This window comes from Bacteroides propionicifaciens DSM 19291 = JCM 14649, assembly GCF_000375405.1.
In the GTDB taxonomy this organism is placed as follows: Bacteria; Bacteroidota; Bacteroidia; order Bacteroidales; family Bacteroidaceae; genus Bacteroides_E; species Bacteroides_E propionicifaciens.
Genome location: NZ_AQWS01000035.1, coordinates 1 through 25,772, shown reverse-complemented (window position 1 = coordinate 25,772; position 25,772 = coordinate 1). Strand labels below are relative to the sequence as shown.

General features: G+C 37.9%; 21 protein-coding genes, 5 tRNA genes and 1 pseudogene. 5 read left to right on the top strand and 22 right to left on the bottom strand.

Going from position 1 to position 25,772, the window contains the following annotated elements:
• The 22 genes from B091_RS0110080 to rpsU all read right to left on the bottom strand — a co-directional run.
• On the bottom strand, positions 1-198 hold a 198-nt coding region (locus B091_RS0110080), incomplete at its 3' end, for a transposase (protein WP_018109874.1).
• A 656-nt stretch (positions 199-854) separates the two neighbouring features.
• Complete coding sequence (locus B091_RS0110075; protein ID WP_018109873.1) at positions 855-2,159, bottom strand: MgtC/SapB family protein; 1,305 nt, start codon at positions 2,157-2,159, stop codon at positions 855-857.
• Positions 2,160-2,174: 15 nt separating this feature from the next.
• Positions 2,175-2,645 carry a CYTH domain-containing protein gene (locus B091_RS0110070; RefSeq protein ID WP_018109872.1) on the bottom strand — a complete coding sequence of 157 codons (471 nt, stop codon included), beginning with the start codon at positions 2,643-2,645 and terminating at the stop codon, positions 2,175-2,177.
• Between the two features lie 49 nt (positions 2,646-2,694).
• Entirely contained in the window at positions 2,695-2,826 is a 132-nt protein-coding gene (locus tag B091_RS12935; RefSeq protein ID WP_018109871.1) for a hypothetical protein, read from the bottom strand.
• Positions 2,827-2,912: 86 nt separating this feature from the next.
• Positions 2,913-4,029 (bottom strand): peptide chain release factor 2 gene (gene prfB, locus B091_RS0110060; protein WP_155888317.1). Its coding sequence is split into 2 segments (ribosomal slippage): positions 2,913-3,965 and positions 3,967-4,029, totalling 1,116 coding nucleotides; the frame shifts between segments, so codons are not numbered across the junction.
• Between the two features lie 152 nt (positions 4,030-4,181).
• Entirely contained in the window at positions 4,182-8,465 is a 4,284-nt protein-coding gene (gene rpoC / locus B091_RS0110055; RefSeq protein WP_018109869.1) for a DNA-directed RNA polymerase subunit beta', read from the bottom strand.
• 74 nt (positions 8,466-8,539) lie between these two features.
• Entirely contained in the window at positions 8,540-12,352 is a 3,813-nt protein-coding gene (gene rpoB / locus B091_RS0110050; RefSeq protein WP_018109868.1) for a DNA-directed RNA polymerase subunit beta, read from the bottom strand.
• 105 nt (positions 12,353-12,457) lie between these two features.
• Positions 12,458-12,829, bottom strand: coding sequence for a 50S ribosomal protein L7/L12 (gene rplL, locus B091_RS0110045; protein WP_018109867.1), 372 nt, complete (start codon positions 12,827-12,829; stop codon positions 12,458-12,460).
• A 45-nt stretch (positions 12,830-12,874) separates the two neighbouring features.
• On the bottom strand, positions 12,875-13,396 hold the full coding sequence (rplJ, locus tag B091_RS0110040; RefSeq protein WP_018109866.1) for a 50S ribosomal protein L10: 522 nt from the start codon (positions 13,394-13,396) through the stop codon (positions 12,875-12,877).
• On the bottom strand, positions 13,393-14,109 hold the full coding sequence (gene rplA / locus B091_RS0110035; protein WP_018109865.1) for a 50S ribosomal protein L1: 717 nt from the start codon (positions 14,107-14,109) through the stop codon (positions 13,393-13,395). The genes rplJ and rplA overlap by 4 nt, the downstream gene beginning before the upstream one ends.
• A gap of 13 nt (positions 14,110-14,122) precedes the next feature.
• Complete coding sequence (gene rplK / locus B091_RS0110030) at positions 14,123-14,566, bottom strand: 50S ribosomal protein L11 (protein WP_018109864.1); 444 nt, start codon at positions 14,564-14,566, stop codon at positions 14,123-14,125.
• A gap of 53 nt (positions 14,567-14,619) precedes the next feature.
• Complete coding sequence (gene nusG, locus B091_RS0110025) at positions 14,620-15,162, bottom strand: transcription termination/antitermination protein NusG (protein ID WP_018109863.1); 543 nt, start codon at positions 15,160-15,162, stop codon at positions 14,620-14,622.
• A gap of 20 nt (positions 15,163-15,182) precedes the next feature.
• Positions 15,183-15,374 carry a preprotein translocase subunit SecE gene (gene secE, locus B091_RS13000; RefSeq protein WP_025069627.1) on the bottom strand — a complete coding sequence of 64 codons (192 nt, stop codon included), beginning with the start codon at positions 15,372-15,374 and terminating at the stop codon, positions 15,183-15,185.
• A gap of 16 nt (positions 15,375-15,390) precedes the next feature.
• Positions 15,391-15,463: transfer RNA gene (locus B091_RS0110020), tRNA-Trp, on the bottom strand.
• Positions 15,464-15,520: 57 nt separating this feature from the next.
• Complete coding sequence (gene tuf, locus B091_RS0110015) at positions 15,521-16,705, bottom strand: elongation factor Tu (RefSeq protein ID WP_018109862.1); 1,185 nt, start codon at positions 16,703-16,705, stop codon at positions 15,521-15,523.
• Positions 16,706-16,756: 51 nt separating this feature from the next.
• Positions 16,757-16,828: transfer RNA gene (locus B091_RS0110010), tRNA-Thr, on the bottom strand.
• 8 nt (positions 16,829-16,836) lie between these two features.
• Positions 16,837-16,909, bottom strand: a tRNA-Gly gene (locus B091_RS0110005).
• A 25-nt stretch (positions 16,910-16,934) separates the two neighbouring features.
• Positions 16,935-17,020: transfer RNA gene (locus B091_RS0110000), tRNA-Tyr, on the bottom strand.
• A 10-nt stretch (positions 17,021-17,030) separates the two neighbouring features.
• Positions 17,031-17,104 (bottom strand) — tRNA-Thr (locus B091_RS0109995).
• A 94-nt stretch (positions 17,105-17,198) separates the two neighbouring features.
• On the bottom strand, positions 17,199-17,495 hold the full coding sequence (gene hpf / locus B091_RS0109990) for a ribosome hibernation-promoting factor, HPF/YfiA family (RefSeq protein ID WP_018109861.1): 297 nt from the start codon (positions 17,493-17,495) through the stop codon (positions 17,199-17,201).
• A 15-nt stretch (positions 17,496-17,510) separates the two neighbouring features.
• Positions 17,511-18,392: a tyrosine-type recombinase/integrase gene (locus B091_RS0109985; RefSeq protein WP_025069628.1), complete on the bottom strand. Its 882-nt coding sequence runs from the start codon at positions 18,390-18,392 to the stop codon at positions 17,511-17,513.
• Positions 18,393-18,472: 80 nt separating this feature from the next.
• Positions 18,473-18,664 (bottom strand): 30S ribosomal protein S21, encoded by a 192-nt coding sequence (gene rpsU, locus B091_RS0109980; protein WP_018109859.1) that lies wholly within the window; start codon positions 18,662-18,664, stop codon positions 18,473-18,475.
• A 183-nt stretch (positions 18,665-18,847) separates the two neighbouring features.
• Here rpsU and B091_RS0109975 point away from each other — a divergent pair, with 183 nt between their 5' ends.
• The 5 genes and pseudogenes from B091_RS0109975 to B091_RS0109955 all read left to right on the top strand — a co-directional run.
• The gene (locus B091_RS0109975; RefSeq protein ID WP_018109858.1) at positions 18,848-20,617 is read left to right on the top strand and encodes an aminopeptidase P family protein; all 1,770 of its coding nucleotides are present in this window, start codon (positions 18,848-18,850) and stop codon (positions 20,615-20,617) included.
• Between the two features lie 7 nt (positions 20,618-20,624).
• Positions 20,625-21,185 carry a gamma carbonic anhydrase family protein gene (locus B091_RS0109970; protein ID WP_018109857.1) on the top strand — a complete coding sequence of 187 codons (561 nt, stop codon included), beginning with the start codon at positions 20,625-20,627 and terminating at the stop codon, positions 21,183-21,185.
• A gap of 65 nt (positions 21,186-21,250) precedes the next feature.
• Positions 21,251-22,318 carry a tRNA 2-thiouridine(34) synthase MnmA gene (gene mnmA, locus B091_RS0109965; RefSeq protein WP_018109856.1) on the top strand — a complete coding sequence of 356 codons (1,068 nt, stop codon included), beginning with the start codon at positions 21,251-21,253 and terminating at the stop codon, positions 22,316-22,318.
• Between the two features lie 171 nt (positions 22,319-22,489).
• Positions 22,490-25,512 (top strand): annotated as a pseudogene (locus tag B091_RS12995) (chondroitinase family polysaccharide lyase).
• A 59-nt stretch (positions 25,513-25,571) separates the two neighbouring features.
• A partial coding sequence (locus B091_RS0109955) for a transposase (RefSeq protein WP_018109855.1) occupies positions 25,572-25,772 on the top strand: 201 nt, incomplete at its 3' end.

The following is a 25,772-nucleotide window of genomic DNA, read 5'->3' as shown; positions in this document are numbered from 1 at the left end:
AGTCTTCGTAGAATACCCATTACGGCTATTATCCTCTTTTCTATGACTGTGTTTGTCATAATCTAAATGAGCATCCAGCTCACCCTCGAGCATTTTCTCTATACCTCGCTTTTGAATGGACTTAAGGAAGTTGTTTAGTTCTTCACCTGTTTTGAACTGTTTAAAGAACTCATCGGGGATTAAATCTTCTGTTTTCATACATGTCTAAGTTTTTTATTATAAAACAACGGCTCAGGTAAAGTTGTTACCCAAGCCGATCATTTTAACTTACACACTTTATGAAAGGGTGTCGTGTATATATTGTTTCGCTGATTTGTGGAAAACCCACAAGAAATATAAGAAGCCACACAGATGGCTCTCGGAATATTCTTTTCATTTGAAATAAGTGTTCAATAATCCTGTTGCACCCACATACGGAGTGCAACAACGAATATTATTAATATTTATAAAGTTTCCCTTTCTGAACAGAAAGGGAAACTTTATAAATATTTCAGCTTATTTTCAAGTAGAAAAACATATCATTTAAATTTTATAAGGCTACAAAAGTAAGTAATTATTTTAATTTAAGCCCAATAAAATAAAATAAGTAGCTGACTCACCTACTCCGAGTAAGTGGTACCAGGCAAACAACCTACTCGTAAAAGATTAAAGAGGCTCAACACTAATCCCTACACAATCGTGTCCCAACAGATGTTTAGCCTTATATTGAACAGGTAACTGACCTGTAGATTCAGTAACTGACATAGACATTATCTACCAAAGAGATTCTGTCACCCTTGTGAAACCTTCAGATTTTCGTTGGTAATAAGACAAAATAAGATACTAGAAACTAGAATAAGCTTATATACAACCCCTCACGACAAGAGATAGAAAAGTAATAGAAGACTAATAGTAACCATCAATGCTCCTCCAAATCCGATAAAGATCCAACGTGTAAGCTTTTTGTTTTTACCACGACCAGAAAAGAAAAACGCATAACACATATTGATGAAAATATTACTAGCCATAGCTTGCATGCTACAAGCAGCAACAATCTTTATCCCCAAATTGTCTGTTCCCTGGACTAAGTTTAAAATAAAAGGAGTGATATCACTAAATCCAGAGATCACGGATAAGAGATTAAGCCCACTAGTCCCTGAATAGACAAGCGTGTAATGCGTTAATAGGGTGAACACTACAAAAAGTGCTGCAAAGATAAGAGCAACCTTAAACTCAAGTGGATTACTTGCCTCTTCTTCTTCAGCTAATTCTCCATCCCCTTTCTTTACTGGCCTCTTAGAATTAATAAACCAAGCAATTGCAGCTGTAGCAAATGACATCAACAATAAATAGGGGTACACTGCCAAGAACAAGGCTCGACTAAAAATAAAAATAAGTATTAAGAAACGAAGAAACATCATCGAAACTGCTAGTAGCATACCCGATACGTATTCGTGAGCAAACCTTTCGGAGTCGGTTTTACTTTTACGCGCTAATATGGATATGGTTGCTGTACTGCTATATAATCCCCCAATAATACTGGAAACTATAATTCCTGAATCTTTAAATACATAGCGCTTTAAGAGATAAGACAAGTAGGAAATGCCCGAAACAACTACAGTGGCCAACCAAATGGTATAAGGCGTCAAGTTTACTCCAGGGATGATATCTGTATCGGGGAGGATAGGCAAGATGATTCCACTTATGGCTAAAAACTTGGCTAAGGTTATCATCTCATCGTTCTGCATCCGTTGAGCAATCTCAGTAAAGGTGTGTTTAAGTTCGGACAGTAGAAGTACCGTAACAATTATTAGAATATAGAACCAACTGGGCTGAGTTAGCACAATAGGCCCAATACAATAGGTAATTAGAGCAATAATAATAGTTGTCACCCCAAAAACATCAAACTTATTTTGCTTCACAAAGTAGTGCGCAGTGAACAAAGCACCAAGTATCAAACCTCCACCAATAAAGAGTCGAAGATGAATAGGATCGAGAATATAGAGTATATAACCCAGAATACCAATAAAGGTAAAGGTTCTGTCTGTTCCGAAAAGCATTGAACTGCCTTCACGCTGTAGGCTTATCTTACGCTGAGAAAGACCTATTAACAAAGAAAAAAGTGTAACCAACAAAAAGGATATAAGTTCCTCAGGCAGATAATGAGCAAGTTTTTCCATTATAAGAAGTTATAATTACCAGGATTTATAAGGGGTTAGAGATAGATAAGAATTGTAATATTTAGAGTCTGAAGTTACTTCCTGACCAATAAAAGAGGGCTTATCAAAATATTCGGACTCAGAACCTAATTCAATTTCAGCTAAAACAAGACCTTCATTTTCTCCAAAGAATTCATCAATCTCCCAGAATCGATTCCCCGAAGGAACAATATATCTGTTTTTTTCGATAATGGTGGGCAAGGCTAGATCAAGTAGTTCATTGGCCTCTCGGATAGATATTTCATGCTCCCACTCATAACGAGACATTCCTGACTGATTTGAGATACCTTTTATAGTTATAAAACCTTTGTCATCAGCAATACGAATCCGAACTGTACGGTGTTTATCAACGCTGAGATACCCCTGCTTCAAATAGTGTTTTGCAACACAAACTAGCTTAAAGGAGTCATCTCTGACCAAGAACTTTCTTTCAATTTCAATACTCATTTTAGATCTATAAAAAAGGGAGATACTTTCATATCTCCCTACAGTTTTATTATTGCATAAAAGAGAAGATGACTATAAACAGAATGGCAACAATGGCACATCCGATAAAAATCATTCTAACTACTTTATTTGCCTGTTTCTCTTCACGAAGTTCACGTGATTCTTTACGTTTTGATGTCATACTTCTTAAGGTTTTAAGTCTGTTATACTGCAAAGTAACACAAATAAAACAGAGATTCAACAGAATTAACTAAAAGGATAATAAAATCAATTTGCTTCGCTACCAAACTCCATTAAATAGGCTTTGATAAACTCATTTATTTCACCATCCATTACAGCATTAACATCTGAAACCTGATAATTAGTACGATGATCCTTGACACGACGGTCATCAAAAACATAGCTTCGGATTTGAGATCCCCACTCGATTTTCTTTTTACCATCTTCAATCTTACGTAAAGCTGCAAGACGCTTATTCAACTCCTTCTCATAAAGGATAGAGCGTAACAAACGAATCGCATTCTCACGGTTATCTAGTTGAGAGCGACTTTCGGTATTCTCTACCAAAATCTCCTCTTCTTCACCAGTATCAGGGTCTTTGTATTGATAACGGAGACGAACTCCAGTTTCAACCTTATTTACGTTCTGACCACCAGCCCCACCCGAGCGGAATAAATCCCAAGACATAGCAGCTGGATCAAGTGTAACCTCAATACTTTCGTCAACAAGGGGAGTTACAAAAATAGAAGCAAATGAAGTCATACGCTTACCTTGGGCATTGTAGGGAGAAACTCTCACCAAACGATGCACACCGTTTTCACCTTTAAGATAACCATACGCAAAATCACCCTCCACTTGAATAGTACAAGTTTTGATTCCTGCTTCATCTCCCTCCTGAATATTGGATAGCGTGGCCTTATAGCCATTATGCTCAGCCCAACGCAGATACAAACGCATCAACATAGAAGCCCAGTCTTGACTCTCTGTTCCACCAGCACCCGAGTTAATCTTAAGAATACAACCCAATTGATCGGCCTCTTGACGAAGCATATTCTTAAGTTCTAGATCTTCGATAGAACTCATCGCTTTAGCGTAAGCTGCATCAACATCTTCTTCAGATACAAGTTCGTCTTTATAGAAATCGAAGGCTAGTTCTAGCTCTTCTGTTAATGTTACAGACTCTTCGTAACTCTTAATCCAAGACTCAATAGCCTTTACTTCCTTCATCTGAGCCTGAGCAAGCTTAGGATCATCCCAGAAGTCAGGAGCTTGTGTACGAAGTTGTTCTTCTTCTAATTCAATTCTCTTGGCATCGATGTCAAAGATACCTCCTCAACGCTAAAACGCGCTCTTTTATGTCTTTAAGTTGTTCTAATGTAATCATATTTATTATTCTAATATATTTTATACAAAGATACTGCTTTATCAAAATCAATATTGATTTAAGCTGACTTTTTGGTGGGCTAAATCAAAAAAAGGGTAGTTACTTTAAAGTAACTACCCTTTTCTATCTTTTGTTTGAATACAAATAGAGTGTTATTTCACCTCTTTGTAATCAAGTATATTCTTTTTGTTAGCGATAACTCGATCGTATTCTTCTTTCGAACCAACAACAATCTTATCAAACTCACGCTGACCTGTACCTGCAGGAATCAAGTGACCGCAAATTACGTTCTCTTTCATACCTTCAAGCTTATCAACTTTACCGTTAATAGCAGCTTCATTCAATACTTTTGTTGTTTCCTGGAACGAAGCAGCCGACATAAAGCTCTTAGTCTGAAGTGCAGCACGTGTAATACCCTGTAATATCTGAGTAGATGTTGCAGGAATAGCATCACGAACAACAACAGTCTTAAGATCTCGACGTTTCAACTTCGAGTTTTCGTCACGTAGACGACGAGCAGTAACAATCTGTCCCTTCTTGAATATTTCGGAATCTCCAGCCTCTACAACTACTTTCTTACCCCAGATACGATCGTTTTCTTCCATAAAGTCAATCTTATCGATTGTTTCTTTTTCTAGGAAGTTAGTATCACCAGGTTCATCGATAAGTACTTTACGCATCATCTGACGTACAATAATCTCAAAGTGCTTATCATTAATCTTCACACCTTGCAGACGGTAAACGTCTTGTACCTCATTTACGATGTACTCTTGAACAGCTGTAGGTCCTTTAATAGCAAGAATATCTGAAGGAGTAATTGCACCATCCGATAGTGGAGTACCTGCACGAACATAGTCATTTTCTTGAACAAGAATTTGACGAGACAATGGCACTAGATATTTTCTTACCTCACCAGTCTTAGTTGTCACAATAACTTCACGGTTACCACGTTTGATCTTACCCATCGAAACTTGACCATCGATTTCAGAAACTACAGCAGGGTTAGAAGGGTTACGAGCTTCAAACAACTCAGTTACACGAGGAAGACCCCCTGTAATATCACCAGTCTTACCAACAGCTCTAGGAATCTTAACAATGATTTCACCCGACTTAACTTGAGCATTATCATCAACAACGATGTGTCCGCCTACAGGTAAGTTATAAGTTCTAAGCACATCACCAGATTCGTTGACAACGTGTGCCGAAGGAATCTTAGTTTTGTCTTTAGTTTCGATAATAATCATCTCACGCAGACCAGTTGCTTCATCAGAGTCAATTTTGTAAGTAATCCCTTCAATCATGTCCTCAAACTTAATCTTACCAGCAGACTCAGTAATAATAACAGCATTAAATGGATCCCACTTAGCAATCAATGTATCTTTTTCAACAACATCTCCATCAGCAGCAAATAAGAATGAACCGTAAGGAATATTATGGCTAGAAAGCACAATTCCTGTATTCACGTCTACAAAGCGAACTTCAGCAAGACGACCAACTACAATTTTACCAGCTTCACCTGTTTCATTTACAATATCCACAGTACGTAGCTCTTCAAACTCTAGTCGAGATCTGTTCTTAACACGAATAGTAGCATTAGCTGCGATATTCGCAGCTGTACCCCCTGCGTGGAAAGTACGAAGTGTCAACTGAGTACCTGGCTCACCAATAGATTGTGCAGCAACAACACCTACAGCTTCACCACGTTGAACCATACTGTTAGTAGCAAGGTTACGACCGTAACACTTACCGCAAACACCTTTTTTAGATTCACATGTTAATACTGAACGGATTTCTACAATTTCAATTGGCGAATCTTCGATTGCCTGAGCAATATCTTCAGTGATCTCTTCTCCAGATGCAACGATTAACTCACCAGTAGTAGGGTTAATTACATCATGGACAGATACACGTCCTAATATTCTTTCATATAGTGTAGCGATAACTTCATCGTTACTCTTAAGTGCCATACACTCAAGACCACGAAGCGTACCACAATCTCTCTCATTAATAATAACATCATGAGAAACGTCAACTAGACGACGAGTTAAGTAACCCGCATCAGCAGTTTTAAGCGCTGTATCCGCAAGACCCTTACGAGCACCGTGAGTAGATATAAAGTACTCAAGTACCGAAAGTCCCTCTTTAAAGTTAGAAAGAATAGGGTTTTCAATAATTTGACCACCTTCAGCTCCTGCTTTTTGAGGTTTGGCCATCAGACCACGCATACCAGACAACTGACGAATTTGCTCACGAGAACCACGGGCTCCAGAATCAAGCATCATATAAACTGCATTGAAACCTTGATCATCCGTAGAAATAGTTTTCATTAAGATGTTAGAAAGCTCAGAGTTAATATGTGTCCAAATATCAATAACTTGGTTGTAACGTTCGTTATTGGTAATGAAACCCATATTATAGTTACTTATCACTTGCTCAACTTCTTCGTAACCACGTTTTACTAATTCGTCTTTCTCTTTAGGAATAATAATATCATCCAAGTTAAACGATAGACCTCCTTTGAAAGCCATCTTATAACCTAAATCTTTAATTCCGTCCAAGAAATCAGCTGTACGAGCAATACCACAAACCTTAATAACTCGACCAATAATGTCTCTCAAAGATTTCTTAGAGATAACAGTATTGATAAAACCAACTTCTTCAGGTACAATCTCATTTACAATAACACGTCCAACGGTGGTTTCACGCATAGTAGGAACGATATTACCTTCTTCATCTAAGTCGGGAACAATAACCTTAATAGGAGCATGAATATCTACTCTACCTTCATTGTAGGCAATAGTAGCTTCTTCAGCACCGTAGAAAGTCAAGCCTTCACCCTTAGCACCTGTACGAATCTTTGTAATATAGTAAAGTCCTAGAACCATATCCTGAGAAGGAACAGTAATCGGAGCACCGTTAGCAGGGTTAAGAATATTATGTGCAGCCAACATCAATAGTTGAGCCTCAATAATTGCATTATTGCTTAAAGGTAAGTGAACAGCCATCTGGTCACCATCAAAATCGGCATTGAACGCAGTACATGCCAATGGATGAAGTTGGATAGCTTTACCCTCGATCATTTTTGGTTGGAATGCTTGAATACCTAAACGGTGAAGAGTCGGAGCACGGTTAAGAAGCACAGGGTGCCCTTTCATTACATGCTCAAGAATATCCCAAATAACAGGCTCTCTTCTGTCAACGATTTTCTTAGCAGACTTCACAGTCTTAACGATACCTCTTTCGATTAGCTTACGAATAATAAATGGTTTATATAATTCAGCAGCCATTAATTTAGGGATACCGCACTCATGCATTTTAAGTTCTGGACCAACGACAATCACCGAACGTGCAGAATAGTCAACACGCTTACCTAACAGGTTTTGACGGAAACGACCTTGTTTACCTTTCAAACTATCAGATAGTGATTTCAATGGACGATTTGCATCAGTCTTAACAGCACTAGACTTGCGTGAGTTATCGAATAATGAGTCTACAGACTCTTGAAGCATACGTTTCTCGTTACGTAAAATTACTTCTGGAGCTTTAATCTCGATTAGACGTTTAAGACGGTTATTACGAATAATAACACGGCGATACAAATCATTTAAATCTGATGTAGCAAAACGACCACCATCTAGTGGCACAAGAGGACGTAGTTCTGGCGGAATAACCGGCACAACACGCATAATCATCCACTCAGGTTTGTTGCGACCCTGTGAAGCACGGAAAGACTCTACAACTTGTAGACGTTTCAATGCATCATTTTTTCTTTGTTGTGATGTATCGTTACTAGCCTTGTCTCTAAGATCATATGACAGAGCATTCAAATCTAAGCGAGCCAAAAGGTCGTAAACAGCTTCAGCACCCATTTTAGCAATAAACTTATTAGGGTCTGAATCATCAAGATATTGATTATCTTTAGGTAGAGTTTCTAGAATATCTAGGTACTCATCCTCAGTAATCAAATCGTATTCTTTAAGTTCGTCGCTTGCCATCACTCCAGCTTGGATAATGACATAGCGCTCATAATATACAATTGAGTCGAGCTTTTTTGTAGGCAAACCTAATAAGTAACCAATCTTATTAGGCAATGAACGAAAATACCAAATATGAGCAACAGGAACTACCAAATGGATATGTCCCATACGCTCACGACGTACTTTCTTTTCAGTAACCTCAACACCGCAACGATCACATACAATACCTTTATAACGAATTCGTTTATATTTACCGCAATGACATTCGTAATCCTTGATAGGACCAAAAATTCTTTCGCAGAATAAACCATCCCTCTCGGGCTTGTAAGTACGATAATTGATGGTTTCAGGCTTTAAAACTTCACCACTCGAATTTTCAAGGATCTCTTCTGGAGAAGCTAATCCAATTGAAATTTTCGAGAAGTTATTCTTTACTTTATTCTCTTTTCTAAAAGCCATATTATAATAAATATTGAAAGTTTTGAACTAGATAAAGAAGGGAGTTATTTAACTCCCTTCGGAATGCTTAAAAATTACTCAAGATGTACGCTAAGACCTAGACCTCTCAACTCATGTAGTAACACGTTTAGAGATTCTGGAATACCAGGTTCTGGCATAGGTTCACCTTTCACTATTGCTTCGTAAGCTTTAGATCTTCCAATAACATCATCCGACTTAATTGTAAGGATCTCTTGAAGGATATGAGCAGCACCAAAGGCTTCAAGTGCCCAAACCTCCATCTCTCCGAAACGTTGACCACCAAATTGTGCTTTACCACCAAGAGGCTGTTGTGTAATAAGAGAATATGGTCCGATAGAACGAGCATGCATTTTATCTTCAACCATATGACCTAGCTTTAACATGTAAGTAACACCTACTGTAGCTGGTTGGTCAAAACGCTCACCAGTACCACCATCATATAGATATGTTTTACCATAACGAGGTAGACCAGCCTTATCAGTCCATTCTGAGATATTATCAAGTGTTGCTCCATCAAAAATAGGCGTTGCAAACTTAACTCCAAGGTTTTTACCAGCCGATCCTAAAACAGCTTCAAAAATCTGTCCAAGGTTCATACGAGAAGGTACACCAAGTGGGTTAAGAACAATATCTACAGGAGTACCATCAGATAGGAAAGGCATATCTTCATCTCTAACAATTCTAGAAACAATACCTTTATTACCGTGACGACCCGCCATCTTATCACCAACACCAATCTTACGTTTCTTCGCAATACTTACTTTAGCCATTTGGATGATACCTGCTGGTAATTCATCACCAATAGTAATAGCAAACTTACGACGTTTAAGTTCAGCATCTAATTCTTTATACTTTTTCAAGTAGTTTACAATCAAATCACGGATCAATTTATTCGAGTGTTCATCTTCTGTCCATTTGCTCAACTCTACACCATCAAAGTCTAGACTAGCAAAATCAGCAGGGGTAAAACGAGCACCTTTTGAGATGATTTCAACTCCTAGGAAGTCTTTAACTCCAGCTGAAATTTGATCTTCTGTAAGTCTAATCAATTTCTTGATAAGGATTTCACGGATAGCATCAAACTCCTCTTGGAACTCCTCGTCTATTTTAGCTACAATTGACTTGTCTGCTTTTTTAGAAGTACGAGTCTTCATTACTCTAGAGAATAACTTCTTATCAATAACAACACCTGTTAGTGAAGGTGAAGCTTTTAAAGAAGCATCTTTTACGTCACCTGCTTTGTCACCAAAGATAGCACGTAATAGTTTTTCTTCAGGAGAAGGATCAGATTCTCCCTTAGGAGTAATCTTACCAATCATGATATCACCCGGTTTGATTCTTGCTCCAATTCGAACAATACCGTTGTCGTCTAAGTCTTTAGTAGCTTCTTCCGAAACATTAGGAATGTCTGAAGTTAGCTCTTCCATACCACGTTTGGTTTCACGAACCTCTAGAGTATATTCTTCAACGTGTACAGAAGTCAATACGTCTTCACGCACGATTCTTTCACTTAGAACAATAGCATCCTCATAGTTATAGCCCTTCCAAGGCATATAAGCAACTACAAGGTTTTTACCTAAAGCTAATTCTCCTAACTCAGTAGAATATCCTTCAGTTAACACATCACCTTTTTCCACTCTTTGCCCTACTTTACAAGTCGGACGCAAATCAATGGTCATGCTTTGGTTAGTCTTTTGGAATTTAGGTAATTTATATATTTTAAGGGCTGGTTCAAAACTAACGAACTCTTCTTCTTCACTACGGTCGTAGAGAATATGAATTTCAGTAGCATCAACAAACTCAACAACTCCAGCTCCGCTAGCGGCAACCTGAGTACGAGAGTCAGTTACTAACTGTTCTTCAATTCCTGTACCCACAATAGGAGCTTCACTACGAATCAATGGAACCGCCTGGCGCATCATGTTAGAACCCATCAATGCACGGTTAGCATCATCATTCTCCAAGAAAGGAATTAATGAAGCAGCAATCGAAGCAATTTGTTGTGGAGCAACGTCCATCAACTCAACCTCTGCTGGTTCTACTACAGGATAATCAGCATCCAGACGAGCTTTAACACGATCATTAATGAACGTTCCCTCATCAGTAAGTGGTGCATTACCCTGAGCAATCACTTTATCTTCTTCCTCTTCAGCAGTAAGATAAACAATTCCATTATCAGTCACATCAACAATGCTGTCGGTTACCTTACGATAAGGAGTTTCAATAAATCCTAAATCGTTGATTTTAGCATAAACACAAAGTGATGAAATCAAACCAATGTTTGGTCCCTCAGGAGTTTCAATAGGACATAAACGACCATAGTGAGTATAGTGAACGTCACGTACCTCAAAACCAGCACGCTCACGAGACAAACCACCTGGACCTAGAGCTGACATACGACGTTTGTGCGTAATTTCAGATAGCGGGTTGGTTTGGTCCATAAATTGAGAAAGAGCATTCGTTCCAAAGAATGAATTAATAACTGAAGAGATTGTCTTGGCGTTAATCAAGTCAACTGGAGTAAATACTTCATTGTCTCTAACATTCATTCTCTCACGAATGGTACGAGCCATACGTGCTAAACCTACAGAGAATTGATTTGATAATTGCTCACCAACAGTACGCACACGACGATTACTTAGGTGGTCAATATCATCAACTATAGTTTTTGAGTTAATAAGTTCAATTAAGTACTTAATAATCTCAATAATATCTTCTTTAGTTAGGACCTTAACATCCATATCCGTTGATAGATTAAGCTTTTTGTTAATTCTATAACGACCTACAGTTCCAAGATCATAACGTTTTTCTGAGAAGAACAGATTATTTATCACCTCTCTTGCACTTGCTTCATCCGCAGGGTCAGCATTACGCAATTGGCGATAAATGTACAATACAGCTTCTTTTTCAGAGTTACTAGGGTCCTTTTGAAGTGTATTATATATAATTGAGTAATCTGATTGATGCACATCTTCCTTATGTAAAAGGATAGTTGCCACACCAGATTCAAGTATTAAATCTACATGTTCTTGTTCAATAATGGTCTCTCTATCGATAATAACTTCATTACGTTCGATAGAAACAACCTCTCCTGTATCTTCATCTACAAAATCCTCAATCCAAGACTTAAGAACACGCGCAGCCAACTTACGACCAAGAGTCTTCTTAAGGTTTGTCTTATTAACCTTGATTTCTTCAGCAAGATTAAAGATTTCTAAAATATCTTTATCGGTTTCAAAACCAATAGCACGTAACAAAGTAGTTACAGGCAATTTCTTTTTTCGATCAATATATGCGAACATCACATTATTGATATCGGTTGCAAATTCAATCCAAGAACCCTTAAATGGGATTATTCGAGCTGAATAAAGTTTTGTACCATTCGCATGGGTACTTTGCCCAAAGAACACCCCAGGAGATCTATGAAGCTGAGATACAATAACACGCTCTGCACCATTAATAACGAAAGTAGCCTTATCAGTCATGTAAGGGATAGGGCCGAGGAAAACATCTTGAATCACCGTGTCAAAATCCTCGTGTTCGGGATCAGTACAGTATAATTTCAATTTAGCTTTCAAAGGAACACTATAAGTTAACCCACGAGCTATACATTCTTCAATAGAATAGCGAGGAGGATCAATATAATAGTCCAAGAACTCTAAAACAAAGTTGTTCCTTGTATCAGTGATAGGAAAGTTTTCAGCGAAAACTTTATACAAGCCCTCATTTTTTCGTTTTTCAGGTGGTGTATCCAGCTGTAAGAAGTCGTGAAATGACTTAAGTTGCACATCTAAGAAATCAGGATATACTAATGGTTTCTTGATGGTAGCAAAATTAATTCTATTATTTACAGTATTTGAAGACATCGATTATTGAATTTGAAGAACTTAATATTAAATATATACACAAAAAGGTTAAGAACCCTAGAGACTAGGATTCTTAACCGCAGTTACCTGATAAACAGGATAATCTTATTTAAGTTCAACTTTAGCTCCAGCTTCTTCCAATGCTTGTTTCAATGATTCTGCTTCGTCTTTAGCTAAACCTTCTTTAACAGTACTTGGTGCACCATCAACTAGATCTTTAGCTTCTTTCAAGCCAAGACCACAAAGTTCTTTAACTGCTTTTACAACTTTCAATTTAGCTGCACCAGCATCAGCTAGAACAACATCAAAAGATGTTTTTTCTTCAGCTGCTTCACCTGCAGCAGCAGGACCAGCAACAGCTACAGCTGCAGCTGCAGGTTCGATACCGTATTCGTCTTTAAGGATAGTTGCAAGTTCATTAACTTCTTTTACTGTTAAGTTAACTAGTTGTTCTGCAATAGCTTTCAAATCTGCCATTTTTGTATTCTTTAAATTGTTTATTTACTTTTAATTGATTCAGTCTTATTTATCACCAAGTGTCTTTAGAACGCCGTGAATGGTGTCTCCACCAGATTTTAGAGCAGAGATAACATTCTTCGCTGGAGATTGTAGCAATGCAACAATATCAGCAATAACCTCGTCTTTGCTCTTGATGCTTACAAGAGTATCTAAGTGCTCAGCGCCTACATAGAAACTTTCTTCTGCATAAGCAGCTTTTAGTGCTGGAATTCCAGTTTTCTTATTCGCTACTTCTTTGATTAATTTAGCTGGCAAACTAGCACTATGAGTTAACATAATTGCAGTTGTACCTGTTAAAGTATCAAATAGAGGAGAATAATCAACTTCAGAAATGCTTTCAAAAGCCTTTCTAAGTAGTGAATTCTTCACAACTACCAACTTAACTTCTTTCTTGTAACAAGCTCTTCTTAGTGCACTAGTATCAGCAGAATTCATTGCTGTAGTGTCAACTAAGTAAAAGTGCTCATATTGACCAAGTGAAGAAGCTAGTTGTTCTATAATTAATCCTTTATCTTCCTTTCTCATTTGTTCTCTACTTTATAGATTTCACTTACTGATTTAGGGTCAATTTTGATTCCCTTACTCATTGTGCTAGAAAGATAAATGCTCTTTAGATAGGTTCCTTTTGCAGCTGTTGGCTTCATTTTCAACAACGTAGAGATAAACTCTCTTGCGTTATCTGCAATCTGCTCAGCGCTAAATGAAACTTTACCAATTGAAGTATGAACAATACCAGATTTATCAACTCTGAAGTCAATTTTACCTTGTTTTACTTCTTTTACAGCCTTAGCAACATCCATTGTAACAGTTCCACTCTTAGGGTTTGGCATTAAACCTCTAGGACCTAAAACACGTCCTAAAGCACCAATTTTACCCATGATAGATGGCATAGTTATGATAACATCAATATCGGTCCAACCGCTTTTGATTCTATCAATATATTCGTCAAGTCCAACGTGGTCTGCACCAGCCTCTTTCGCAGCTTCTTCCTGGTCTGGAGTACAAAGTACCAAGACACGGATTTCTTTTCCTGTTCCATGAGGCAAAGATACAACACCTCTTACCATTTGGTTAGCTTTACGTGGATCAACACCTAAACGCACATCAATATCAACAGAAGCATCAAACTTTGTAAAAGTAATCTCTTTTACTAGAGATGAAGCCTCATTAAGAGAGTATAGTTTCTCTGCTTCAATTTTTTCTGCTGCCAACTTTTGATTTTTTGTCAGTTTTCCCATTATAATTGAAGTTTTAATTATTTACGGGGAAGTCCCCTTTAACAGAGATACCCATACTTCTAGCAGTACCTGCAACCATAGTCATGGCAGCCTCTACTGTAAAGCAATTTAAATCGACCATTTTGTCTTGAGCAATAGTCTGCACTTGTTCCCAAGTCAACTCAGCCACTTTCTTACGGTTAGGTTCAGCAGAACCCTTCTTAGCTTTTGTAGCTTCTAGAATTTGTACCGCTACAGGTGGAGTCTTAATGATAAAATCAAAAGACTTATCTGTATAGTAAGTGATAAGTACTGGTAAAATCTTACCAGCTTTGTCTTGAGTACGGGCATTGAATTGCTTGCAAAACTCCATGATATTAATTCCCTTAGCACCTAAAGCAGGTCCTACGGGAGGTGATGGGTTTGCTGCGCCTCCTTTAATCTGTAATTTGATTAATCCAGCAATTTCTTTAGCCATTGTTTTGTAATTTATTTTAAATTTTAAAAAGAGATAAAAAGCGTAACAACTAATTATTCTTTTTCGACTTGCATAAAGCCAAGTTCTAGAGACGTTTTACGTCCAAAGATCTTAACCATTACCTTAAGTTTCTTCTTTTCTCCATTAACCTCATCAATGATACCACTGAATCCGCTAAAAGGTCCGAAAGTAACTTTCACAGCATCTCCAACAAGATATGGGATATTTAAATCCTCTGAAGCTTCTTGAAGTTCATCCACTGTGCCGAGTATTCGGTTGACTTCTGATTGTCTTAAAGGGGAGGGTTTCTCCATTCCACCTAAAAAACCTATAACATCAGGAGTACTTCTTAATTGATGAGCTACCTCACCTACAAGATTTGCTTCCACCAAGATATAGCCAGGCAAATAACTACGCTCTTTAATGACGCGTTTGCCATTACGAACCTGGGCTACCTTTTCAGTAGGGATCAAAACCTGAGATACATACTCTCCAAGAGAGCTATTTTTCATTTCAGCTTCGATATATTCTTTTATCTTAGCTTCTTTGCCACTGATGGCACGTAAAACATACCACTTATTCTGGTTCTCAGACATTTAAATTCCTTCCTTTAAAATTAACTTGGATAAACAATGTTCTCCATAAATGTTCTAAAACAGAAATCCATACCGCTAACAACTAATGCAATTATTATGGAAGCAGACAATACAACAACTGCACTATTCGCTAGTTCAGAGCGTGATGGCCACGATACTTTATGCACAAGTTCATCGTAGGATTCTTTAATATTTAAGATAATCTTATTCATATGATTATTTATTTTGCACGGGAGGAGAGACTCGAACTCCCGACACCTAGTTTTGGAGACTAGTGCTCTACCAACTGAGCTACACCCGTATAATTTTGTCGATATTCTCAATAACTTAGAGAATATCGACAAAATATGATTATATGTTAGTCAACAATTTTTGTAATCTGACCAGCACCTACAGTACGTCCACCTTCACGGATAGCGAAACGAAGACCTACGTTGATTGCAACTGGATAGATAAGAGTAACATTGATAGTTACGTTATCACCAGGCATTACCATTTCAACTCCTTCTGGAAGAGTAATCTCACCAGTACAGTCCATAGTACGGATGTAGAATTGAGGACGGTATTTGTTATGGAATGGAGTGTGACGTCCACCTTCTTCTTTTTTCAAGATATAAACCTCAGCTTGGAATTTATCATGAGGTTTGATTTGTCCTGGATGACAAAGAACCATACCACGTTTGATATCGTCTTTCTCAATACCACGAAGTAATAGACCTACGTTATCACCTGCTTCACCTCTATCAAGAAGTTTACGGAACATTTCTACTCCAGTAACAACACATTTTCTATCTTCGCCTAGACCAAGTAGTTCAACTTCATCACCAACTTTAACGATACCTGTTTCGATACGTCCAGTAGCAACTGTACCACGACCTGTAATTGAGAATACGTCCTCAACTGGCATCAAGAATGGTTTATCAACATCACGTGGAGGCAATGGAATCCATGTATCAACAGCTTCCATAAGCTCCATGATTTTATCTACCCATTTTTCAACACCTTCGATTGCACCAAGTGCAGAACCTCTAATAATAGGAGTTTCGTCGCCATCGAAGCTATAGAAATCAAGTAGTTCTCTCATTTCCATTTCAACTAGCTCAAGCATTTCTTCGTCTTCAACCATGTCACATTTGTTCATGAACACAACTAGACGAGGAACGTTTACTTGACGAGCTAATAGGATATGCTCACGAGTTTGAGGCATAGGACCATCAGTTGCAGCAACTACAATGATAGCACCGTCCATCTGAGCAGCACCAGTAACCATGTTTTTTACGTAGTCAGCGTGACCTGGACAGTCAACGTGAGCGTAGTGACGGTTAGCAGTTTCATACTCAATATGTGAAGTATTAATTGTAATACCTCTTTCTTTTTCTTCTGGTGCGTTGTCAATTTGATCGTATGATCTTTTTTCACCGAAGCCTTTGTCAGCTAACACACCACTGATAGCAGCTGTCAAAGTAGTCTTACCGTGGTCAACGTGACCAATAGTACCAATGTTTACGTGTGGCTTGGTACGTACGAATTTCTCTTTAGCCATAGCTTTACTTGTTATTTATTTGATTAATAATCAGCACTTACAGTTTCGAAGAGCTGTTGCCGGGATTTGAACCCGGGGCCTCTTCCTTACCAAGGAAGTGCTCTACCCCTGAGCTACAACAGCCACTTTAGAGCGGAAGACGGGACTCAAACCCGCGACCCTCAGCTTGGAAGGCTAATGCTCTATCAACTGAGCTACTTCCGCATTACCTACTCTAATTAGCAGTAAGTGGTGGGCAAAGATGGATTCGAACCACCGTAGGCGTAAGCCAGCAGATTTACAGTCTGCCCCATTTGGCCACTCTGGTATTTGCCCATATTTTTTGAGCCTCTTGTCGGATTCGAACCAACGACCCCGAGATTACAAATCACGTGCTCTGGCCAACTGAGCTAAAGAGGCTTAGGGTAAATTTGCAGCCATTGCTGTATAATGACTCCAACGAAACGGCTGCAAATTTAAATATTAATTTCTTTTCTACAAAATGAATTGCAAATTATTTAGCATCTAGTTTCTCTTTATGTTTTTTAACTTGACGTCGAAGTGCATCAAACACCTCATCAACAGCCTCCTCAAAAGTATCACAAGATTTACTAGCGTATAATTCTGTTCCTGGAACATGAACCCGAATGCCTACGCTCTTATTATTAGCTGGATCTGGATTCAATTTTAAAAACACCTCTACTTTCTGAATTTTATCGTAATATTTTTCTAACTTCTCTGCACCTTCGTTTACGAAATCTAAAAGATGCTTTTTGGCATCAAAACCATCAGATTGAATTCTAATTTCCATCATATTACCTTCATTTTATGCTCTTGGATGAGCTTGTTTATAAACTTTTTTCAGTTCTTTAAAAGTTGTATGTGTGTACACTTCAGTCGCTGAAAGACTTGAATGCCCTAATATCTCTTTTATCACCTGCAAGTCAGCACCATTATTCAACATATTTGTAGCAAAACTATGTCGCAAAACGTGTGGACTACATTTGACTAAAGTTGATATTGCCGCTAGATTATGTTTTACAATATTGTAAACCAAGTTCGGATAGACTCCAGAACCATCAGCTTTAACAAAAAAAGCACTAGACGACTGCCCCTTAATCTCATTACGTAGGATTCTATAATCAAGTATCCCTTGAGATAAGGTTTTCCCAAAAGGTATAATCCTTTCTTTATTACCCTTACCAAGAACTTTAATTTGCATCGCTTTTACATCTACATCTTTGTCATTTAGCCCAACTAATTCAGCCAAACGAATCCCCGTAGAGTAAAACATTTCAATTATCAGTTTATCTCTTACGCCCTCAAAATCTGAAGCAAAAAACCCTCCATCCAGCAATCTATCCATATCATTTGCACGGACGAACTGTGGAAGTTTTTGTTCATTTTTCGGACCTTCGATTAAACCCAATCGATCGGATGTTATAAAGTTCTCCCTCAATAAAAAACGAGAAAAAACACGCAGTGAACTCAGCTTTCTATTTACCGAAGTAGAAGCATAACCCTTATCCATAAGAGAAACCATCCATCTTCTAACAGCACCAACATTCAGATCATTCAAAGAACAAGACTTGCGAGTTAAACAAATATTCTCAGAGAACTGTTCAATATCCTTACGGTATGCTTGTATAGTTTTCGGAGAGTAGTTACGTTCGTAAAGCAAGTAATCAACAAAGTTATCTAGGTATATCATCGCTATTATAACTTGATAATAACGAATATAGAAAAAAAGAATTTAACTCTCTCAATATATTAGAGAATTATTACTGATTAATCTTCTTGCTCTTTTAGTTTTTGAACGTAAACAGCACGCTCTTTTTTAAATCTTCTTACAACAGAAGGTTTGTCAAATTGCTGTCTTCTTCTTAGTTCTTTTACGATACCAGTTCTTTCAAACTTTCTTTTGAATTTCTTTAAAGCTCTCTCGATGTTTTCGCCTTCTTTTACAGGTACTACAATCATTTTTTATGTTTTAAATTTAACAATGAATTAATAAAATACTAAATTTATTTCAGTCTGCGAAATTACTCATTGTTTCTTTATCCACAAAACTTTCAGTCTTTTTTCCAGTATATTAATACGATATAACAGATTAAGCCCTATAATTTTCTTAATTTTGTTAGAAACAAGTATTATATATTAGCTATGGGAAATCAAATATGCAATAGATTGACAAGTTTACGCACACTAATGCTGGATAAGAACATCAAAGGTATCATAATTCCAAGCAGTGACGCACACATGAGCGAATATCTTGCAACACATTGGAAAGTTCGTGAATGGTTCAGTGGATTTACTGGTTCAGCTGGAACCTTAGTTGTCACACTTGATAAAGCAGGGCTTTGGACAGACTCCAGATACTTCATCCAAGCAGACAGAGAACTTCAAGGCTCAGGGATCACCTTATACAAAGAAGGTTTAAACACTACACCTACTATCTCAGAGTTCTTACAAAACAGCTTATCTTCAGGAGATACTATATCAATATATGGAGAAATTATTTCAGTACAGGCTCTAGACCAATGGAGGGCTCAACTCTATAACTTTGCAATAAACACTTCAGACGATCTCTTCACCTCTACTTGGATAGATCGGCCCAAATTACCCAATTCTCCTTGTTATTCCTATGATGATAAATATGCTGGTGAATCGGTAAAGAGCAAACTAAGACGAATACGAGAAGTTCTACCTCAAAATACAGCACTTTTGGTCAGTGCATTGGATGAAATAGCTTGGACACTTAATATCCGAGGCAATGAAATTCAAAACAATCCTGTTGTTATTTCTTACCTATTAATCGATCAAAATCAATGCCAATTATTTATCGATTCGGCTAAGATTAATACCGAGGTAGCCAAGCATTTAAATGACAACAACATTTCAACACTCAAATATTCCGAGTTATTTAACACCCTAACAACATTAAGAGTCAACAGCTTGCAATTTGATCCTAAAACGACCAATGCTAAAGCAGAACTTTCGATTAACCCTAAAACCTATAAAAAACCAACTGAATCTCCTATCCCACTATTCAAAGCAATCCGAAACGAAGTTGAAATCAAGAATTTAAAATCAGCCATGGTCAAAGATGGTATAGCCTTGGTGAAATTCTTGATCTGGCTTGAAGAGAATATTAGCAGCGAAAAGGTTACGGAAATTGCTATTTCGGACAAACTCTACGAGCTTCGAGCCAAGCAACCTTTATTTAAAGGTGAAAGCTTCGACACCATAGCTGGATACAAAGCGCATGGGGCAATTGTACACTACAAAGCAACCCCAGAAACAAATGCTACGCTCAAACCCAAAGGTTTCCTTTTGGTTGACTCAGGCGCACAGTATCTCGATGGCACAACAGATATAACTCGAACTATAGCTTTGGGGCAATTAACTGACGAAGAAAAAGAAGACTACACCGCTGTGTTAAGAGGAAATATCAATCTATCGAGAGCCATATTTCCAGAGGGCACTCGAGGCAGTCAGCTCGACATCTTAGCGCGTCTTCCACTTTGGGAGATGAAGAAGAACTTCCTCCACGGAACAGGTCACGGTGTGGGTCATTTTATGTGTGTCCACGAAGGACCACAAAGCATTCGCATGAACGAAAACTCAACTACTATGCATTTAGGCATGGTTACCTCAAATGAACCAGGGGTATATATAGAGAATAGTCATGGTATACGAATTGAGAACTTGTTACTAGTGAGCTCAGCTGGCGAAGGGTTGTTTACAGATTACTATAAGTTCGATACCGTAACGCTATGCCCAATCTGCACGAAAGGCATCCTAAAAAACAGACTTTCAGCAGAAGAAATATCGTGGCTGAATGCGTATCATGAAAATGTATATATTAAATTAGCCCCACATTTAACAAGTAAAGAACAAGAGTGGCTTAAACAAGCTACAGCTAAAATCTAACAAAATAATGGCTTTAATAAAATCAGTAAGAGGATTTACTCCTGTGTGGGGTAAAGATTGTTTCCTTGCAGAAAATGCAACATTAATTGGCGACCTTGTCTTGGGTGACGAATGCAGTGTATGGTTCAATGCCGTACTACGAGGCGATGTAAACACCATCAAAATAGGAAATAGAGTAAACATACAAGACGGAAGTGTGTTACATACGCTATACGAAAAATCCACAATACATATAGGTAATGATGTAACCATAGGGCATAACGCTATTGTACATGGTGCAGACATCGACGATGGAGCACTAATCGGAATGGGTGCAACACTGCTCGATTACGTTCATGTGGGTGAAGGAGCAATCGTAGCTGCCAATGCCTTAGTCTTAAGCCATACAAAAATTGAGCCTTACACTCTTTGGGCAGGCGTACCAGCGAAGTTTGTAAAGAAGATTGACCCAGCTCAAACTCAAGAGCTCAACAAAAAGATAGCTTCACAATATCCAATGTATGCTTCATGGTTTAGTCAAGACGAGGATAACCAAGATAATAAAGAAGTTACAGATAGTGAAAAATAACAAAACAAGTGAACTTAACTTGTTTTATTTACGTTATTTCGTGTTCTAAACACGTAAAAGAAGTAATGAAAAATATAGCTACACTATTATCAGGAGGTGTCGACAGCTCAGTTGTCGTACACCTCCTTTGTGAACAAGGGTATAAGCCCGATTTGTTTTACATCAAAATCGGCATGGACAACGAAGATATGGGTTGTTCGGCTGAAGAGGATATTGAGTTAGCCCAAGCTACTGCTCACAAGTATGGGCTTCCCCTAGAAGTGATTGATTTGCAGAAAGAGTATTGGGACAGTGTAGTACAATATACCATCGACAAGGTAAGTAAAGGGTACACCCCCAACCCCGATGTAATGTGTAATAAGCTCGTCAAATTTGGATGCTTCGAAGACAAAGTCGGTCATAACTATGATTTTACCGCAACTGGGCACTACGCTACACGTATCGAAGAGGATGGAGAAGTTTGGCTTGGTACAGCTAAAGATCCATTAAAAGACCAAACAGACTTCCTTGCACAAATCAGTAAACTACAGGTTTCAAAACTCCTTTTTCCTCTTGGAGGCTATGTCAAAGACGAGGTAAGACAAATCGCACTAAAGGCAAAACTACCTAGTGCCTATCGCAAAGACAGTCAGGGAATTTGCTTTCTTGGTAAGATCGACTATAATAGCTTTGTTAAACGCTTTTTGGGTGAAAAAGAAGGAGCAATCGTAGAGCTTGAAACTGGCAAAATACTTGGTAAGCATCAAGGATTCTGGTTTCATACCATCGGCCAACGAAAAGGCTTAGGCCTCGCTGGAGGTCCCTGGTATGTAGTTAGCAAAGACATCGACCAAAACATTGTGTATGTGTCTAAGGGATACGATACCCAGACCCAATACGGCACAGACTTCTATATGGATGATTTTAACTTTATCACGCTTAACCCTTGGAAAAACCCAGGCAAAGACAGAACTGAGGTGAAATTTAAAATTAGACATACCCCAGAGTTCACAACAGGGCACCTAACTAAAAAAGAGGGAAGATATCACCTTGAATCTACTGAAAAGCTTCAAGGTATAGCTCCTGGCCAATTCGGAGTTATCTACGACAAAGATGCTCGCATCTGCTATGGCAGTGGAGAGATAGCATTCTAAAAGTATAGAAAAACATCAAGTAGCAAATACTCTTTTAAATAAGTTGTAAAGTACTACGTTGTACTTTACAACTTATTTAAATGAAATCTCCACTAGGTGAAATCATAAAAGGGCTATACTTGAAATTAAATTTTATTAAGATATAAAGAAATGCTTTTGTCAAATTAATCTATGAAAACAAAAGTATATTTACTTATAGTTGTAACATTATCAATGTTTTCTACTTCTATGCTTGGCCAAGTAGTCAAACATCCCAGACTTTTATCCTTTGAGAAAAAACAATCATTAGAATTGATTTCTGCAAATAAATCAAAGGTCTCTATAAGTGATGCTCATTATAAAGATGGCCTAAAATCACTTAAGTGGGAGTTTAAACCTAATGCAGAACTTTCTATTTTAAAGGATTTAAATTTTGAACCCAAAGATTCGACCGGTACGGATACTTATCTGTCTTCATTCGTCGTTTGGGTTTATAATGAATCACCTATAGATGATCAAATTGTATTTAAGTTTTTTAAAGATGATAAACTTTGTTCTTCATTTCCTATGAAACTTAACTTTCGAGGATGGCGATCAGCTTATTTATCTTATGAGCGTGATATGGAAGGAATCCCTGAGGTTGGAATGAACTGTATTAAGGTTAATGCCCCCGATTCCAGTGGAACCCTTTATTTTGATATGTTATTGACTGCAACTTTGGTGGATCATCGCCATCACACTCCGGATATTCAACTTCCCTTTGTCAATGCATCGAGTAGCAATCATTGGTTGGCTCTTTATAGCACATCACTAATTCAGCCAGATTTACCTCTCCAAAATTCGGTTAGTATAGCGCAAAAAGAAGAAATATTTGAAATTGAAAATAGGCTGAGACAGCTGCTCTATACTTCATCTAAGTTGACAAATAAACAGCTACATAAACTTAGAGAATCTTATGCTTGGTATGAGATTACTCGTAAGAATGATAGAGTCAAGGGTAGGCCCTTATTTTATGTTCGTGCATCAGAAGCATTTGAACGTTTGTTTCCTGGCACGTGGAATGCAAATTTATATGTTGATCAGGGTATAGAATTACGCGAGTATTTTAATCTTATGTCCGATATAGCGATTGCCTATTTGAATGCCGAGAATCCGATTGATAAAAAAGAGCTCCGTCTAATGTTTATCAATATGTATGATCATGCGGCTGATCAAGGTGTTGCTTATGGTAGCGCTATGGGAATATTTACTCATTTCGGTTATAGTTTTCGCAAGTTCTTTACATCTTATTTTTTAATGAAAGATGTTTTGGCAGAAGAGGGAAGGCTAGAGGATGCCAGTAAAGCTCTTCTTTGGTATAGTATGGCTAATGAAGTGTTTACTGTTCCCCTTGACCCAGGTATGGATATTGATACTTTTAATACCTTGGCTGTAGGTAGAATATCCAGTATTCTTGCTATGCCTGAAGGCCCAGAGAAAGTTCGATATTTGAAATCTTATAGCCGTTGGATTAATAATGGATGTTTGCCTGCTAAGGGGCTAGATGACTCGTTTAAATCTGATGGCTCAGTATATCATCACAAAATCATTACCCAGCCTATGGTGTGGGAGGGTTAACAGGTGCTACAGATGTCATTTATCTTTTAAATAATACGGATTTTGCAGTTTCTCAGGTTGGTCATCAGGCAGTCAAGAAAGCATTGTTAACGATGCGTTTTTATTGTAATCAATTGACCTACCCTTTAGCTATGTCGGGACGTCACCCTAATGGTAAAGGGCAATTAGACCCTGCTCAGTTTGCTCGTCTTGCCTTGGCAGGTTCTCCAGATCGAAGTGAACGTATAGACTTAGAACTTGCCTCAGCTTATTTACGACTAGTTGATCTAGGACACTCCTATGGTGTATTCCTAGAAAATAAGCCCAATCATAAATGTTTCGTAGCAGAATTTACTTCGAGTGGATTTTTGAAAGAACAAACTCCAAACGGGACAATAACAATGCCTTATGGCACTTCTTTGATTCACCGAGTAGCTGATTGGTCGGCTGTTATTCGTGGTCATTCTCGCTATTTGTGGGCTGCAGAGCATTATAGGGGAGCAAACCTATATGGAAGGTATTTAGCACATGGGGGCTTGCAGATAGAACTAGGTGGACCAAAAACGTGGGTTGAACAAGGTTTTGATTGGGCCAGAGTACCTGGTACTACTGCCTTAAGGCTTCCTGTTGATTCTCTAAAGGCAAAAGTTCTTAATGTTGATAAATTCTCAGGCTTCGAAGAAATGCTATACTCAGACGAAGCTTATGCGGGAGGGTTAACTGATGGGAAGAATGGAGTGTTTGCTATGAAACTTCATGAACATGATAAGTATAATGGTAGTCTAAGAGCGCGTAAGTCTTATCATTTATTCGGTAATAGAATAGTTGCTATAGGGACTGGTATTGAGAATAATAGCAGTGCTTATTGTACAGAGACCACCTTGTTTCAGTTGCCTGTTTTGACAAAAGAATATGAAGAGTATTGGATGAAATATCAGAGTAATAGTAAATTATGGGTTGACCATTTAGGCACAGCTTATTTTATCCCCCACGATGTAGCCAAGCTATCTTTTGAAAATAATGAAAAGCAATATTCTAAGTTCCAAAATACAGGAGTAGAAAATCAAGGACATTGGGTGAGTTTAGTACTCAATCATGGGAAAACACCTAAAGCTGAATCTTATGAGTATCTTATCATTCCTTATTTTAGAGAGTCGAATCTGAGTGTTGATCAACCAATTTATGAAGTACTTCAAAAGGATACTCAGGCACATATAGTTCACGACATTGTATCAAAGACAACCTCTTATGCAGTCTTTGAAAAACTTATTGATTTTAATTCTGGGATTATTCAATCAGTTGATACTGCTAGTTTATTGATGGTATCTGATTTTGGTAATAGACAGCAGCTTACTGTAGCTAATCCTGATTTAGCTCTATATAGAGGTCCGTCAGATGACATTTATGATGAGCAAGGTAAGAGGGTTGAACGTAGCATCTATTCTCGACCTTGGATCGGTAATAAGAGTAAAGATATCTTTATGGAGGTTACCCTGTTGGGCGCTTGGAGTTTTGAGGAGGATGCTAATGTTATGTTATTAGTGCGTGATAGCAAGCATACTGTTCTTAGGTTTAAGTGTTCGGAGACACCCTCTCATAAAGTGTGTAAGTTAAAATGATGGGCTTGGGTAACAACTTTACCTGAGCCGTTGTTTTATAATAAAAAACTTAGACATGTATGAAAACAGAAGATTTAATCCCCGATGAGTTCTTTAAACAGTTCAAAACAGGTGAAGAACTAAACAACTTCCTTAAGTCCATTCAAAAGCNAGGTATAGAGAAAATGCTCGAAGGTGAGCTGGATGCTCATTTAGATTATGACAAACACAGTCATAGAAAAGAGGATAATAGCCGTAATGGATATTCTACGAAGACCATC